Raw genomic sequence first — 14,924 nt, forward strand, 5'->3', positions numbered from 1 at the left:
AAAATACAGAATCACACATTACTTATTCTGTTTCTGAGTAATGTGTTCTTCATCTTATTAGAAATCCGGCTCGCAGTTGAAGACCAGCGGCGTATCGGTGATCGGATGGTAAAACGACAACTCCTGCGCGTGCAGCTGCAGGCGATTGACCACGGCCATTGCCTCGGGCGGCGCATAGAACTTATCGCCAAGGATCGGATGACCAATAGCCAGCAGGTGAACGCGCAACTGGTGCGAGCGGCCGGTGATCGGGCGTAGCTTAACGCGCGTGGTGCCGTCATCGTCCCAGGACATCACTTCATACTGGGTGAGGGCTTTTTTTCCGGTTTCGTGACACACCTTCTGTTTCGGGCGATTCGGGTAATCACAAATCAGCGGCAAATCGATAATGCCGTAATCCTCTTCCACCCGGCCCCAGACGCGGGCGATATAGACTTTTTTGGTCTCGCGCTCGCGGAACTGGCGTTTCAGCTCGCGCTCGGCTTCCTTGGTTAACGCCACCACAATCACGCCGCTGGTGGACATATCCAGGCGATGCACCGACTCGGCTTCGGGAAACTCTTGCTGAATGCGGGTCATCAGGCTGTCGTGATGCTCAGCCAGCTTGCCGGGAACGGACAGCAGGCCGCTTGGCTTATTGACCACCATGATGTGCTTATCCTGAAAAATCACCTGTAACCAAGGATCCTTCGGCGGGTGGTAATCCTCCAGCGGCTTGGTATTGGAAGGGATGTAGGATGTGGATTGATTTTCACTCATCGCGGTTTCAATTATCTACTGTCATGAAAAGGGAAGAGGCAGGGGGCACCTGCCTCTTGGCTGGCATTACTGGTGGCTAACCACCACCAAGCGGATTGCATCCAGACGCCAGCTGGCATCGTTCAGGTTAGCCAGAACCTGTTGGCGGTTCGATTCTATCGCTTCCAGCTCGTCATCACGAATGTTTGGGTTAACCTCTTTCAGCGACTTCAGGCGCGCCAGCTCTTGGTTCAGCTGCACGTCGGCTTCGACCTTGGCGGCTTCAATCAGCGTGCGGGCTTCTTCGGCAATCTGCGGCTCAGCCTGTTGCAGCATGGCGTGGACATCAGCCTGTACCGCGTTGACCAGCTTGCTGGAGTTGTGACGGTTAATGGCATTTAACTGGCGGTTGAAGCTTTCGAATTCAACCTGAGCCGCCAGATTGGTGCCTTTACGGTCCATCAACATGCGAACCGGCGTCGGTGGCAAGAAGCGGGTTAATTGCAGGTGCTTCGGTGCCTGACACTCCACCACATACACCAGCTCGGCCAGCAGCGTGCCGACCGGCAGCGCCTTATTCTTCAGGATAGACACCGCGCAGCTGCCGGTATCGCCTGACAGGATAAGATCCAGACCATTGCGAATGATCGGATGTTCCCAACTGATGAACTGCGTGTCTTCGCGGGACAGCGCCTGCTCACGGTCGAAGGTCACGGTGCAGCCATCTTCCGGCAGGCCAGGGAAGTCCGGCACCAGCATGTGATCCGACGGCGTCAGCACGATCAGGTTATCGCTGCGGTCTTCCTGATTGATCCCCACGATGTCGAACAGGTTCAGCGCGAAGTTCACCAGATTGACGTCGTTATCCTGCTCGCCGATCTCTTTTGCCAGCTGCTGCGCCGGTTCGCCGCCGTTGGAGTGCATCTCCAGCAGGCGGTCGCGGCCGTTTTCCAGCGCCAGCTTCAGGGCGTCGTGCTTACTGCGGCATTCAGCAATAAACTCGTTCAACCCTTCTTGCTCGTTTGGCGTCGCCAGGAAAGCAATCAGCTGCTCATAGGCGCTGTCGTAAATGGTGCGGCCGGTCGGGCAGGTGTGCTCGAAAGCGTCCAGACCTTCATGGAACCAACGCACCAGCACCGACTGCGCGGTCTGCTCGAGGTAAGGCACCATGATGTCGATGTTATTCTGCTGACCGATACGGTCCAGACGGCCAATACGCTGCTCCAGCAGGTCCGGGTTAAAGGGCAGATCGAACATCACCATTTTGCTGGCGAACTGGAAGTTACGCCCTTCGGAGCCGATTTCAGAACAGAGCAGCACCTGCGCGCCATCTTCCTGAGAAGCGAAGTAGGCCGCCGCGCGGTCACGCTCAATAATCGACAAACCTTCGTGGAACACGGCGGCGCGAATGGCTTCTCGCTCGCGCAGCACCTGCTCCAGTTGCAGCGCGGTGGCGGCTTTGGCGCAGATCACCAGCACTTTTTCGTCACGGTTGGCCGTCAGGTAGCCCAACAGCCACTCCACGCGCGGGTCGAAGTTCCACCAGGTGGCGTTGTCGCCTTCGAACTCCTGATAAATCTGCTCCGGGTAGAGCATGTCGTAAGCGCGCGCTTCTACCGTTTTCTTGGCGCCCATGATGCCGGACACCTTAATCGCCGTCTGGTACTGCGTTGGCAGAGGGAGTTTCACCGCGTGCAGGTGGCGCTCGGGGAAGCCTTTCACGCCATTACGGGTGTTACGGAACAGCACGCGGCTGGTGCCGTGGCGGTCCATCAGCATCGCGACTAGCTTCTTGGCGGCGGCTTCATCACCGGCGTTGGCGGCGGCCAGCAGGGTGTCGACGTCGGCATTGCCCACGCGTTCGCCCAGCAGCGCCAGTGCTTCCGGCGTTAATTGCTCTTGGTTGAGCAGCAGGGTCACGGCGTCAGCCACCGGCTGATACTGCTGCTGCTCTTCAATGAATTCTTCGTAATCGTGGAAACGATCCGGGTCGAGCAGGCGCAGGCGGGCAAAGTGGCTCTGCTGGCCCAGTTGCTCGGGGGTTGCGGTAAGCAACAGCACGCTTGGGATCTGCTGAGAAAGCTGCTCGATAACCTGATATTCGCGGCTCGGCGCGTCTTCGCTCCACACCAAGTGGTGCGCTTCGTCGACTACCAGCATGTCCCACTCTGCTTCGGACAACTGCTCCAGGCGAGACTTATTGCGGCGCACGAAGTCCAGCGAACAGATAACCAACTGCTCGGTTTCAAACGGGTTAGTGGCTTCATGGACCGACTCGGCGTAGCGATCGTCATCAAACAGCGAGAAGCGCAGGTTGAAGCGGCGCAGCATCTCGACCAGCCACTGGTGTTGCAGGGTTTCCGGCACCACGATCAGCACGCGTTCAGCGCGACCAGAAAGTAATTGCTGGTGGATAATCATCCCGGCTTCGATAGTTTTACCCAGACCCACTTCGTCGGCTAACAGCACGCGCGGAGCGTGGCGCTGGCCCACTTCATAAGCAATGTGCAACTGGTGCGGGATCAGGCTGGCACGCATACCGCGCAGGCCGCCGAACTCCAGACGAAACTGTTCGCGCTGGTATTTACGGGCGCGGAAGCGCAGGGCGAAACGGTCCATGCGGTCGATTTGACCAGCGAACAGTCGGTCTTGAGGCTTACTGAAGGTCAGCTTGCTGTCGAGCAGCACTTCGCGCATCGCGACGCCCGTCTCTTCCGTGTCGGTACGCGTACCGATGTAGGTCAGCAGCCCTTTATCTTCAACCACTTCTTCAACCAGTAGCTGCCATCCTTCATGGCTACTGATGGTGTCCCCGGTGTTAAACATCACGCGGGTGATTGGGGAATCATTACGAGCATACAGTCGGTTTTCACCAGTGGCGGGGAAAAGCAGGGTTACCATGCGCGTATCAATCGCGACGACGGTCCCTAATCCTAATTCGCTTTCCGTGTCGCTTATCCAGCGTTGACCCAATGTAAACGGCATAATCTCTCTCTGTGTCTGTCTGTTATGAACGGCTTTACTGCGCCCTGATTTTTAGTAATAGCTTGCTTTCCTCGCCAGTGGCGCGGAATGGTTAATTTTATGGGGGTGGTTCAGATTCGGGAAAGGGCGCTATGGTAATAGAAGGCGGCCCTTACGTCACGATACATCTTTACTAAACAGACCCGCGCGCCTGATTTAAAACAAACCCATCTGGCCAGTGATAAGTGTAGCAAAGTCATCATGCAGGAAGGGCAGAATGCCGTCGGCCACCGGCTCGAGCTGGCGCTCAATATAGTGGTCGTAATCAATCGGCGAATGCAGATTCTCCAGCGGCTCCGGCCCGGAAGTGGTCATGACATAGCTTATCCAGCCGCCGTTTTGATACTGCTGTGCGCGGCCTTGGGCCAAATTATACTCGTCGGCCAGCCTTGCAGCACGGACGTGCGGCGGCACATTGCGCTCGTAGTCGCTGAGTTTGCGGCGCAGGCGTTTGCGATAAACCAGCCGGCTGTCGAACTCGCCCGCCAGCGTGCTTGCCACGTAATCCCGCACATAGTCCTGATAGGGCTGATTATGGAAAATACGCTGATACAGCGCCTGCTGGAAATCTTGCGCCAGCGGCGTCCAGTCGGTGCGTACCGTTTCCAAACCTTTATAGATGATGTGTTCGCCGTCCGGCCCTTGGGTTAATCCGGCATAGCGCTTTTTACTGCCCTGGTCGGAGCCGCGAATGGTCGGCATCAAGAAGCGTTTGAAGTGGGTTTCAAACTCTAGCTCCAGCGCGCTTTCCAGCCCATATTCTTGCTGAAGATGGGCCTTCCACCAGGCATTCACCTGCTCAACCAGGCGGCGGCCAATGGCACCGGCCTCCTCTTCAGAGTGGGCTTTATTTAGCCAGACAAAAGTGGAATCGGTATCGCCATAAATCACCTGAAAGCCTTCAGCTTCAATCAGTTCGCGAGTCTGGCGCATGATGTCGTGGCCGCGCAGAGTGATGGATGACGCCAGCCTTGGGTCGAAGAAGCGACAGCCGCTGGAACCCAGCACGCCATAAAAGGCGTTCATGATGATTTTCAACGCCTGCGACAGCGGCTTGTTATTTTGCTGCTTGGCGGTTTCGCGCCCTTGCCAGATTTGCCGCACGATCTCCGGCAGGCAGTGCTTCTCGCGGGAGAAGTACGCACCGCGATAGCCCGGCACGGCGTGTTGCTCGTCGGGCTGCTGCAAGCCCGCGACCAGCCCGACGGGGTCAATCAGGAAGGTGCGGATAATCGACGGGTAAAGGCTTTTGTAGTCGAGCACCAGCACGGAGTCATACAGGCCAGGGCGGGAGTCCATGACAAAGCCGCCGGGGCTCATTTCCCCTTCGCGCTCGCCCATATTCGGCGCGACATAGCCGATGCGATGCATGCGCGGTAAATAAAGGTGGGTAAAAGCGGCGACCGAGCCGCCGTGGCGATCGACCGCCAGCCCGGTCACTGAGGCGCGCTCGAGCAGGAAGGGCATCAGCTCGGTTTTGGCAAAAATGCGCGTCACCAGCTCGCAGTCTTTCAGGTTGTAGTGGGCCAGCGCGGGCTTATTTTCGCGAAAACGCTGTTCAATCTCGGCCAGCCGCTGGTAAGGGCTGTCACTGGCTTTCCCTTCGCCAAGCAAAGTTTGCGAGACGTTTTCCAAACTGAACGAAGAGAAGTTCCAGAAAGCCGATTTCAGTGCTTCAATGCCGTCAATGATCAAACGCCCGGCGGCCGCAGCAAAGAAATGCCCCTGTTTGAAGCCGTGCTCGCGCCATTCTAGGTCGCTGCCGTCGCGGCCAAAACGCAGTGGAATATGGTAGCGCTCGGCGTGTCTTTGCAACACGCGCAGGTCAAACTGCACCACATTCCAGCCGATAATGACGTCAGGGTCGTAGGCCGCCAGCCACTCATTGAGTTTTTCCAGCAGCTTCGGGCGGCTGTCGACATACTCCAGAATGAAGTCGCGCGGAGTGTCTGGGTCACCGTTCGGCGGCCCGAGCATGTAGACGTGGCGCTGGCCGCAGCCCTCAAGGCCGATACAGTAAAGCTCGCCGTTGCCGCTGGTTTCAATGTCCAGCGAGCAGAGCTTTAGCGGCGGACGATAGGCTTCGGCGGGCTTTATGCGGGTTTCAACCAGCAGATTGTCGCCACTCTGCTGGCCGCTGAACCACACCGGCGCGGTGATGAAGCGCTCCATTAAATAGCGCTCGGGCGGGCGAATATCTGCTTCGAACAGGGTGACTCCCCCTTCTTTAAGCAGTTTTTCCAGCCGCATTAGCTGGCGGTGCTGAGTGCAATACAGCCCAAGGACCGGGCGAGATTGGAAATCCTGCAAAGGCAGCTCGCGCAAGCTGTAGCCTTTCTCACCGACCAGTAGTCGTTCGGCCTGCTCTTGTTGCTCGACCGGCAGAAAAGCCACCGACTCCTGCAAAGGCAAACGCACGCGCTGGGGGCCGCTGTCGGTCGCTAGCCATAGCTCCACCTCCGTGCCGCGCGGGGTGTCGCGCCAGTGTCGGGTTAACACAAACCCCTGACGTGGCGAGGTGAGCGTCGAAGCGTGCGAAGTGGGTGCGTTGATAAGCGCCTCATTGGGTCGAGTAAAAAAGCAGGGTAGAGCAATATAGTATGGTTATTTATACAGTTCTTGTCCATCGGCGCGGGTTTAAGGCGCATTTAGGCAAATATGCATACAATTCGCCGGTTGACTCACTTTCGCCCTGCGCTGACAATTCAGCCGCGTAATGTTTTATAAAGCTACACTTATGAATTACTGGACTGAAATGCATTTTGTGAATGTTTTTCATTTATAAAGTATTCAGTCATTTACCTGATATTGCAGGGATAGTCAGCCATTGATTTGGCCATGCAAGACGCACATAACACTGGGATTTTATGGAAGCCTATTTACAGCATCTCGTCGCGCAGTCGGTGGGAATTGCACTGATTATCGTTGCGGTGGTGGCGTTTTTTGAATCGCTGGCGCTGGTCGGGTTGATCCTTCCCGGCACCGTCATGATGGCCACTCTGGGCACCCTGATTGGCAGTGGACAGGTTGGCCTGTACGAAGCCTGGCTGGCCGCAGGGCTGGGCTGTTTCGTGGGCGACTGGGCCTCCTATTTCATCGGCCGTCGCTTCAAGGGGCCGCTGCATAACTGGAAGTTCCTGCAACGCTATCAGGCACTGCTCGACAAAACCGGCAGCGCGCTCGACCGGCACAGCTTCGCGACGGTCATTATTGGCCGCTTTATTGGGCCGACTCGCCCACTGGTGCCGATGGTCGCCGGTATGCTCAGCCTGCCGCCGTATAAATTTGCGCCGCCGAATATCGTCGGCTGCATCACCTGGCCGCCGGTCTACTTCCTGCCGGGCATTTTGGCGGGCGTGGCGATTGATATCCCCGCCGGGCATAACAGCACGGTGTTCAAGTGGCTGCTGCTGGGCTCTGCCGCCTTGTTGTGGCTGACGGCGTGGTTACTGTGGCGGTGGTTCCGTTCAGATAAAAACAGCGGCGACGCTATGGCGCGCTGGCTGCCTTTGGCGCGAGTGCGCGTGCTCTCCGTGCTTGGCGTGATCGGCACAGCGGTCTGCTTTGTGATGTTGAGCAAGCAGCCCTTAATGCCGGTTTATGGGCATCTGCTGTGGAAAGTGATCACCCGTTAACCCTCTCTCAGCGCAGCGGAATGCCCAAGATCTGGGCTTCTGCTGCACTGCCTTCCACCAGATCCTGCGTCGGGCCGTCATAGTAGATGCGGCCGTCGACAATCAGCAGCGTGCGTTGCGCCACCCGAACCGCATCATCCAGATTGTGCGACACCATCAGCAGCGTCAGACTGCGCTCCGAGCAGACCTTATCCAGCAAATTGAGCATCTCACTGCGCAAGGCCGGGTCGAGGGCAGAAAATGGCTCATCCAGCAGCAAAATAGGCTGGCTGCGTAACAGGCATCTCGCCAAAGCCACGCGCTGGCGCTGCCCGCCGGAAAGCTGCGAAGGCTGGCGATCCAGACAATCCTCAAGCCCCACCTGCCGGGCGATTTCCAACAATTCTTGCTGCTGCGCGGCGCTTAGTTTCAACCCCGGATGCAGCCCCAGCCCCATGTTCTGGCGCACGGTCAGATGGGAGAACAGGTTGTTCTCCTGAAACAGCATGGAGACCGGGCGCTTGGCCGGTGGCGTTTGGCTATGGTCTTGATCATTAAGCAGAATCTTCCCGCTGGTCGCCGCCAAAAAGCCCGCCGTCAGGCTGAGCAGGGTGCTTTTCCCCGCGCCACTTGGCCCCAGAATGGCGACGCGCTCTCCCGCCTCAATCTGTAAATCAAAGCGCATCGGCAGGTGTTCATACAGGTAAGTCAGTTTATTTAGCGTCAGCATGGCGGCCCGGTAAACGTTCAATCAGGGTGAACAGCAAGAAGCATAGCAGCAGCAATAGCAGCGCGGTCACCGCGCCGTCCTGACTGCGATAAGAGCCAATCTGCTGATAAAGGTAGAAAGGCAGCGTGCGGAAATTCTCATTGCCAAACAGCGCAATGACGCCGAAATCCCCGAGGGAAAGCACGCAAGAGAAGGCCAGCGCCTGGGTTAAAGGGCGTTTCAGCGCGCTGAATTCCACCCAGCGCAGTCGACGCCAGCCGCGCATATCCAGAGACAAACAGAGCAGGCTGTAGCGTTCGGCGACGTCACGCATCGGGTTATCCAGCACCTTCATGGCATAGGGCACCGCCATTAGCGCGTTGGTCATGATAACTAGCGACCATGGCGATTGCGGCAGACCGATGGTGTCGCTGAGCAGTAAGAAGAAGCCGGTCGCCAGCACGATGCCGGGCATCGCCAGAATCAGCATGCCGCTGATATCCAGCGCCTGCGCCCAGCCGCTGCGCTGGCGAAGTCTCAGCTCGCGGTTGCTCCACAGCAGCATCATGGTCAGGATCACGCAGAGCGATCCGCTGCCCGCCGCGATGCGCAGCGAGGTCCAAAGAGCCTGCCACAGCGCCGGTTGTTGAAGCACGCTGAGCACGGCGCGGTTGGCACCATCAACCACTACCGCCAGCAGCGGAGGGAGAATAAGCAGCAGCGCGAGGGCGATCAGCAGGGCGTCGCAGCCCCGGCGCAGCAGCGAGTCGTTGGGGTCATACCATTTTTGCGCGTGGGTATGACCGACAGGCAGCGCGCGGCTGAGCTGCTGGCTTAGCATCACCAGCCCGAGACAGCACACCAGCTGAATCAGCGCCAGACTGGCGGCGCGGGTTAGTTCATAGTCGTAACTCAGGGCCTGATAAATCGCCAGCTCGATGGTGGTGGCCTGCGGGCCGCCGCCCAAGGAGAGCACGGTAGCAAAGCTGGCGAAGCACAGCATAAAGATCAGCGCGGCGACGGGCAGGATCTGGCGGCGCAGCGCGGGCCATTCGACAAAACGGAACTGCTGCCATGCGTTCATGCCGAGCTGGGCGGCAAGCTGGCGCTGCTCGGTAGCGATGTTTTCCAGCGCCTGAAGCAGCAGGCGGGCGGCCAGCGGCAGGTTAAAGAAGATGTGAGCCAGCAAAATGCCTTTCAGCCCATAGGGCGAGAAGGTGTAATCCACGCCCAACCATTGGCAGAGCTGGGCCAGCCAGCCCTGGCGGCCATAGACGCTGAGAATGCCGAACACCGCCACCAGCACCGGCAGCACTAAGGTCATGGCGCACAGGCGCAGCAGGATTTGGCGGCCGGGAAAGCGGCGGCGGAACAGGGCGCGCGCCAGCAGAATCGCGGGCAGCACGGAGAACAGCGCCGACAGCAGCGCCTGCCAGAAGGTGAAGCGAATGACATGCCACAGATAGGCGTCTTGCCACAGCGAGGGGCCAGCTAACTGTGGCGCATGACGCCACAGGGAACCCAGAGCCAGCACGGCCACCGCTAAAATACTCAGGGCGGCGACCATGCCCGGCCATAGCCAGTGGGGGATTAGCGGCTGACGGCGGTTTGCCATGCCTGAATCCATTGACTGCGGTGATCAGCGACGTCTTGCGCGCTGTATTGCAGGGATTTGCTCGGTACGGTCAGCTGACCAAAGGCGGCAGGCAGCTCGGATTTGACCACCGGGTACATCCAGTTGCCGGTCGGGATGGCGTTCTGGAAGCCCGCGCTGGTGACGAATTTGATGAATTTCGTTGCCAGTTCCGGCTGTTTGCTGGCGGCCAACTGCCCGGCTACTTCAACCTGCATATAGTGGCCTTCGCTGAAGTTTGCGGCGGCGTAGTTGTCTTTCTTCTCTTCAATGATGTGATAAGCCGGAGAGGTGGTGTAGCTCAGCACCAGATCACTTTCCCCTTTCAGGAACAGCCCGTAAGCTTCGCTCCAGCCCTTGGTGACGGTGACGGTTTTCTTCGCCAGCTTCTGCCACTCTTGCGGCGCTTTGTCGCCATAGACTTTCTGCATCCACAGCAGCAGGCCGAGGCCCGGCGTGCTGGTGCGCGGGTCTTCGTAAATCACTTTCCAGTTCTGCGGGCTGTTGATCAGCTCATCGAGACTTTTCGGCGGGTTCTTCAGTTTGTTCTTGTCATAGACGAAGGCGAAGTAGCCGTAATCGTAAGGCACGAAGGTTGAGTTGTTCCAGCCACCCGGAATATCGAGCTTGGCGTCGGTAGCCGGGGCTTTGGCGAACAGGCCGGTTTGCTCCGCGGCTTGCAGCAGGTTGTTATCCAGCCCGACTACCACGTCGGCCTGACTGTTTTTGCCTTCCATCCGTAAGCGATTGAGCAGCGAGACGCCATCTTCCAGCGCGACATATTTCAGTTCGCAGCCGCAGTCAGCTTCAAAGGCTTTTTTAATCGCCGGGCCGGGGCCCCAGTCAGCAGCGAAAGAGTCGTAGGTGTAAACGGTGAGGACAGGCTTGGCGGCGAAGGCCGGGGCGCTCAACAGCAGCAGGAAAGGCAGTAATTTCTTCAACTTTGCACTCCATAAAAGAAAAGGGGCAAAGGATTTTGAGTAAGCAGGTGCAGTCTCAAATCCCTCCGCCGGGGTTAACCGGATCAGGTTCGACGGGTATCAAATCTCAGCCTTTAAACTTGCTGCGCGGGTGTTGATCGGGTGTCGTGCAGTGCTCGCCTTGCTCACGTACTTGAGTACGCTGCGCTGGCTGTGCGCTGGACTTCACCCGCTGAACACTCGCTCGCGGCGTTTAAATAGAGTTCATAAAACAATGAACTTCAGGCACCCCGTTGAGAACGATTGCCATTCTAGAGACTTCGCGCGGCTTGTGGAAGAAGCATTAACTGTCCGGCGGCGCGAACCAGGCGGATTTAAAGTCGAACCAGCCGAGGGTGTTCATGCGCACCCCGCGCATGCTGCGCTGTCCCTGTAGCACCAGCCAGTGATGGAACAGCGGATGCAGATGGTTATTCTCCACCAACTTTTGCGCCCACTCCGCCATGTTCAACTGTCCGGCGCGCCACTTTGCGCCGTCGGATTTCAGGTCGCAATCCATGCAGTAGTTGATCAACGGCAGCTCAAGCAGGGTAGCAAACAGCGAAAACTCAAGGGGCAGGGTGAAGTTGGCGCTGCCCAGCCAAACATCGCTTTTCGCTTCCCCTCTGTGCCAACTGGCGTAATCCACCACCTGAATGTTGAGCTTCACCCCGTGCGCCGCCAGCAGAGGCGTAATGGCCTTGCTGATTGCCTGATGCTCCGAGTGCTCGCTGTAGTAAGTCAGGGTTATCTCCCGCAGGTGGGCGGGCTTGGGATGCGGAAGGTGGGTCTGCAGGTGGTGCCAGCGCGGCAGCAGGCCAAAGGCGGGTGCCCAGTAGCGCTGGTAAATGGTCTCGGTGGCGTTGAGCAGGGCAATCGGGCTGAGTAACTCGCTGAGCCACAGGCGGCTGGCTTCATCACTGCCGATTGGCGAACGCTGGTCATAAAGCAGGAAATAACAGCCTTCCTCGAGGCGGCTTTCCGGCTCGCTGTCGCCAGATTCGTCGGCTTGCAGCTGGACGCCGGAATGCACCAAGTCCTCGGTGAGTTCCGGCAGAACCCAAATATTGACTTCATCAATCAGCGCGCGAAAGCCAAAATACTCGTCAAAGGCGCGAATGCGCAGCTGGGTGTTTTGGTTGAGCACCACGGCGTAGGGGCCGGTGCCGACAGGGTGACGGGCAAAGTCCGGCATCGACGCCCACTCTTGCGGCAAAATCATGGCGTGAACGTTGCCCAGCAGCCACGGCAGCCACTTGTCGGTCGAGCTGAGATAGATGTCGATGACGTTGGGCGTCGGCGACGTCACTGATGAAAAGTGGGCAAACAGCGGATGGGTGCTCAGCCGCGCAAAGCTGCTGATGATATCCGCCATGTTCAGCTCGCGGCCGTGGTGGAAGTGAATGGCCGGGCGCAGATAAAAACGCCAGTGCAGCGGGGAGATCTGCTGCCAGTGGTGAGCTAAATCGCCTTCCAGTTCCCCGTTTTCCTCATTTATGCGCGTCAGGCCGCTGAAGATTTGCCGGGCGATATGGGTTTCTGAACGACGCAGCATGGTGCCGGGCAGCAGATTGAGCAGCGGGCGATAGTAGAGCACGCGCAGGATATGTTTCCCCTGACGAAAGCTGCGGCCCAGCTGAGAAATCAGCATCTGGCGCACGGCCTTTTTGTCGCCGACCAGCTGCACCAGCTGATCGATTTTATCCTCTTCTAATAGCTCTTCGGCCCGCTGTTGCTGGAGTGCCAGTCCGGTATAGAGAAAGCTCAGTGTAGATCGTTTTCCGCGACCGGCCTCGGCCTGCCAGTTGATCCAACCCTGCTCCTGCATGGTAGTGAGCAAGGATCGCATATGGCGGCGCGAGCAGTTCATCACCACGGAAAGCGCCTGCAAAGTGGTGTGCGTCTCTTCCCCGTGGCAGCTTTGCCAGAGGCGAATGAACTGCTGTTGCAAACGCGGTGATGACATAAAAGAGGAACTCCAAGTGCTGTTTTCATCAATTTATCTTTCCTCATATTACTCCGATACTGTTTAGCAACAAAGGCGTGATGCACATACCCCGGAGGTCAGCATGCAAGGTCTTCTAAATCGAGATTTTTTCAAGCGCTATTTCCGCGCGGTCGCTCCAAAAAGCGCGCCAGCCGAGTGGTTGAACTGGGTGCCGCAAGAGTATCGCGTTGCCACGCTGACTCAGCTAATGCAGTGGGATATCGACGAGATGAGCGACGAGCAGTACCGCAAACATACCTAAGCCGGGCCTGAACTTAAGCGGCTTCAGGCTGGCTAAAACGATTTCTGAGTAATGGTGTATTGTCACCAGCCAGTGAGGTAACTCACTGGTTTTTTTATTTTAAAACGCAGCTACACTGGGAGTTGTTTACCCGCCTTCGACCACCTTGGGATGGCTCATGCTTACGCGTCGTATCAATTCAATCTATGCCACTTTTCTGACCGTTTCCCTGCTGTGTGGCATTGCCGGGGCGTTACAGGCACCTACTCTAAGCCTGTTTTTGACCAATGAAGTGAAGGTCAGGCCGATGTGGGTTGGGCTGTTTTATACGGTGAATGCCATCGCGGGCATTGCCGTCAGCTTCCTGCTGGCCAATCGCTCGGATAAGAAGGGGGACCGCCGAAAGCTGCTGCTACTTTGCTGCGTGATGGCGGTGGGCAACGCGCTGGTTTTTGCCTTTAGCCGCGACTATTTAGTGCTGATCACCGTCGGCGTGCTGCTGGCGGCGATTGCCAATACTTCGATGCCGCAGCTGTTTGCGCTGGCCCGCGAGCACGCGGATCGCTCCGCCAGCGAAGTGGTAATGTTTAGCTCGACCATGCGCGCCATGCTGTCGCTGGCCTGGGTGCTCGGCCCGCCGCTCTCCTTTATGTTGGCGCTGAATTACGGCTTCACGCTGATGTATCTCAGCGCGGCGGCGGTGTATGTCGCCAGCATCCTGATGATTTGGCTGTTTTTACCGTCGGTGCCGCGCGTGGAGCAGTCGGTGGATAATGCCGAGGTGGCGGTGAGCGCGTGGCGCAATCGGGATGTCAGGCTGCTGTTTTTCGCGTCGTTATTGATGTGGACCTGCAATCTGATGTATGTGATTGATATGCCGCTGTATATCGCGCGCGATCTGGGTCTGCCAGAAGGCTTAGCCGGGCTGCTGATGGGCACGGCGGCGGGGATTGAGATCCCGGCGATGCTGATTGCGGGCGCTTTAGTGAAACGCTGGGGCAAGCGCCGCCTGATGCTGTTTGCCGCCGTCAACGGCGTGCTGTTCTATGCCGGGCTGGTGCTGTTTGAGTCGAAAACCGCGCTGATCCTGCTGCAACTGTTCAATGCGATATTCATCGGCATTATTGCGGGCATCGGCATGCTCTATTTCCAAGATCTAATGCCCGGCCGCGCAGGTTCAGCGACCACGCTGTTTACCAATAGTATTTCGACCGGCGTGATTTTCGCCGGGCTGCTGCAAGGCACTATCGTCGAGAACTTCGGCCATTATCCGGTCTATTGGGCGATCACCCTGTTATCCCTACTGGCGCTTGGCCTGATGTGGAGAGTCAAAGACGTGTGAGCTGAGTCAGCGGCAATAAAAAACCCGCGAAATTCGCGGGTTTTTTTATCAAACGGCTCAGCCATTACTTCATGAATGCGGGCTGCTTGTTCTCGTAAGTGGAGATATTTGCTTCGTGTTGCAAGGTCAGTCCAATGCTGTCTAAACCATTGATCATGCAGTGACGGCGGAAACTGTCGATTTCAAACGCGTAGCTTTTGCCACCGGCGTTGACTACCTGTTTTTCCAGATCCACCTCGAACGTGATGCCTTCGTTAGCTTCAACCAGTTTGAACAACTCATCCACTTGCTCATCGCTCAGGGTGATAGGCAGCAGCTGGTTGTTGAACGAGTTACCGTAGAAAATATCGGCAAAGCTTGGGGCGATCACGGCGTGGAAACCGTAGTCAGTCAGCGCCCAAGGAGCGTGCTCACGAGATGAGCCGCAGCCGAAGTTTTCACGCGCCAGCAGGATGCTCGCCCCTTTGTAACGCGGCTTATTCAGCACGAAATCAGGGTTAGGCTGCTGCCCTGCGTCGTCCAAGAAACGCCAGTCGTTGAAGAGGTGCTGGCCGAAACCGGTACGGGTCACTTTCTGCAAAAACTGCTTAGGAATGATGGCATCGGTATCGACGTTAGCCGCATCCAGCGGAACCACCAGACCAGTATGTTGGGTGAATTTAGTCATGATGGATTCC

General features: G+C 57.5%; 11 protein-coding genes. 3 read left to right on the plus strand and 8 right to left on the minus strand.

All coding sequences use genetic code 11. The annotated features are described in order from the left end of the window. Nucleotides 1–57: 57 nt before the first annotated feature. From rluA to ACT3RR_RS13665, 3 genes are all read right to left on the minus strand, one after another. The gene (gene rluA / locus ACT3RR_RS13655) at nucleotides 58–759 is read right to left on the minus strand and encodes a bifunctional tRNA pseudouridine(32) synthase/23S rRNA pseudouridine(746) synthase RluA (protein ID WP_496200513.1); all 702 of its coding nucleotides are present in this window, start codon (nucleotides 757–759) and stop codon (nucleotides 58–60) included. A 66-nt stretch (nucleotides 760–825) separates the two neighbouring features. Continuing rightward, nucleotides 826–3,723, minus strand: a complete 2,898-nt coding sequence (gene rapA, locus ACT3RR_RS13660) for an RNA polymerase-associated protein RapA (RefSeq protein ID WP_496200514.1) — start codon at nucleotides 3,721–3,723, stop codon at nucleotides 826–828. 195 nt (nucleotides 3,724–3,918) lie between these two features. Beyond that, nucleotides 3,919–6,315: a DNA polymerase II gene (locus tag ACT3RR_RS13665; RefSeq protein WP_496200557.1), complete on the minus strand. Its 2,397-nt coding sequence runs from the start codon at nucleotides 6,313–6,315 to the stop codon at nucleotides 3,919–3,921. A 314-nt stretch (nucleotides 6,316–6,629) separates the two neighbouring features. Between ACT3RR_RS13665 and ACT3RR_RS13670 the strand changes: the two genes are divergently transcribed. Beyond that, nucleotides 6,630–7,397, plus strand: a complete 768-nt coding sequence (locus tag ACT3RR_RS13670) for a DedA family protein (protein WP_185688587.1) — start codon at nucleotides 6,630–6,632, stop codon at nucleotides 7,395–7,397. Nucleotides 7,398–7,404: 7 nt separating this feature from the next. Here ACT3RR_RS13670 and thiQ read toward each other — a convergent pair whose 3' ends face one another. From thiQ to sgrR, 4 genes are all read right to left on the minus strand, one after another. Continuing rightward, entirely contained in the window at nucleotides 7,405–8,106 is a 702-nt protein-coding gene (gene thiQ, locus ACT3RR_RS13675; protein ID WP_496200515.1) for a thiamine ABC transporter ATP-binding protein ThiQ, read from the minus strand. Next, nucleotides 8,090–9,700 (minus strand): thiamine/thiamine pyrophosphate ABC transporter permease ThiP, encoded by a 1,611-nt coding sequence (gene thiP / locus ACT3RR_RS13680; RefSeq protein ID WP_496200516.1) that lies wholly within the window; start codon nucleotides 9,698–9,700, stop codon nucleotides 8,090–8,092. The genes thiQ and thiP overlap by 17 nt, the downstream gene beginning before the upstream one ends. Continuing rightward, a complete protein-coding gene (gene thiB, locus ACT3RR_RS13685; protein ID WP_485903086.1) occupies nucleotides 9,676–10,659 on the minus strand; it encodes a thiamine ABC transporter substrate binding subunit in 984 nt (327 codons plus the stop codon). The genes thiP and thiB overlap by 25 nt, the downstream gene beginning before the upstream one ends. A gap of 322 nt (nucleotides 10,660–10,981) precedes the next feature. Beyond that, nucleotides 10,982–12,643 (minus strand): HTH-type transcriptional regulator SgrR, encoded by a 1,662-nt coding sequence (gene sgrR, locus ACT3RR_RS13690; protein WP_496200517.1) that lies wholly within the window; start codon nucleotides 12,641–12,643, stop codon nucleotides 10,982–10,984. A 103-nt stretch (nucleotides 12,644–12,746) separates the two neighbouring features. Here sgrR and sgrT point away from each other — a divergent pair, with 103 nt between their 5' ends. Further along, nucleotides 12,747–12,926 (plus strand): glucose uptake inhibitor SgrT, encoded by a 180-nt coding sequence (gene sgrT / locus ACT3RR_RS13695; protein WP_496200518.1) that lies wholly within the window; start codon nucleotides 12,747–12,749, stop codon nucleotides 12,924–12,926. Nucleotides 12,927–13,083: 157 nt separating this feature from the next. Continuing rightward, nucleotides 13,084–14,247: an MFS transporter gene (locus ACT3RR_RS13700; RefSeq protein WP_496200519.1), complete on the plus strand. Its 1,164-nt coding sequence runs from the start codon at nucleotides 13,084–13,086 to the stop codon at nucleotides 14,245–14,247. Between the two features lie 64 nt (nucleotides 14,248–14,311). On the opposite strand, the gene leuD is transcribed toward ACT3RR_RS13700, so the two are convergent. Then, nucleotides 14,312–14,917 (minus strand): 3-isopropylmalate dehydratase small subunit, encoded by a 606-nt coding sequence (gene leuD / locus ACT3RR_RS13705; protein ID WP_353503896.1) that lies wholly within the window; start codon nucleotides 14,915–14,917, stop codon nucleotides 14,312–14,314. Between the last annotated feature and the right edge of the window lie 7 nt (nucleotides 14,918–14,924).

It is taken from the genome of Ewingella sp. AOP8-B2-18 (genome assembly GCF_052376015.1).
Taxonomy (GTDB): Bacteria; Pseudomonadota; Gammaproteobacteria; order Enterobacterales; family Enterobacteriaceae; genus Ewingella; species Ewingella allii.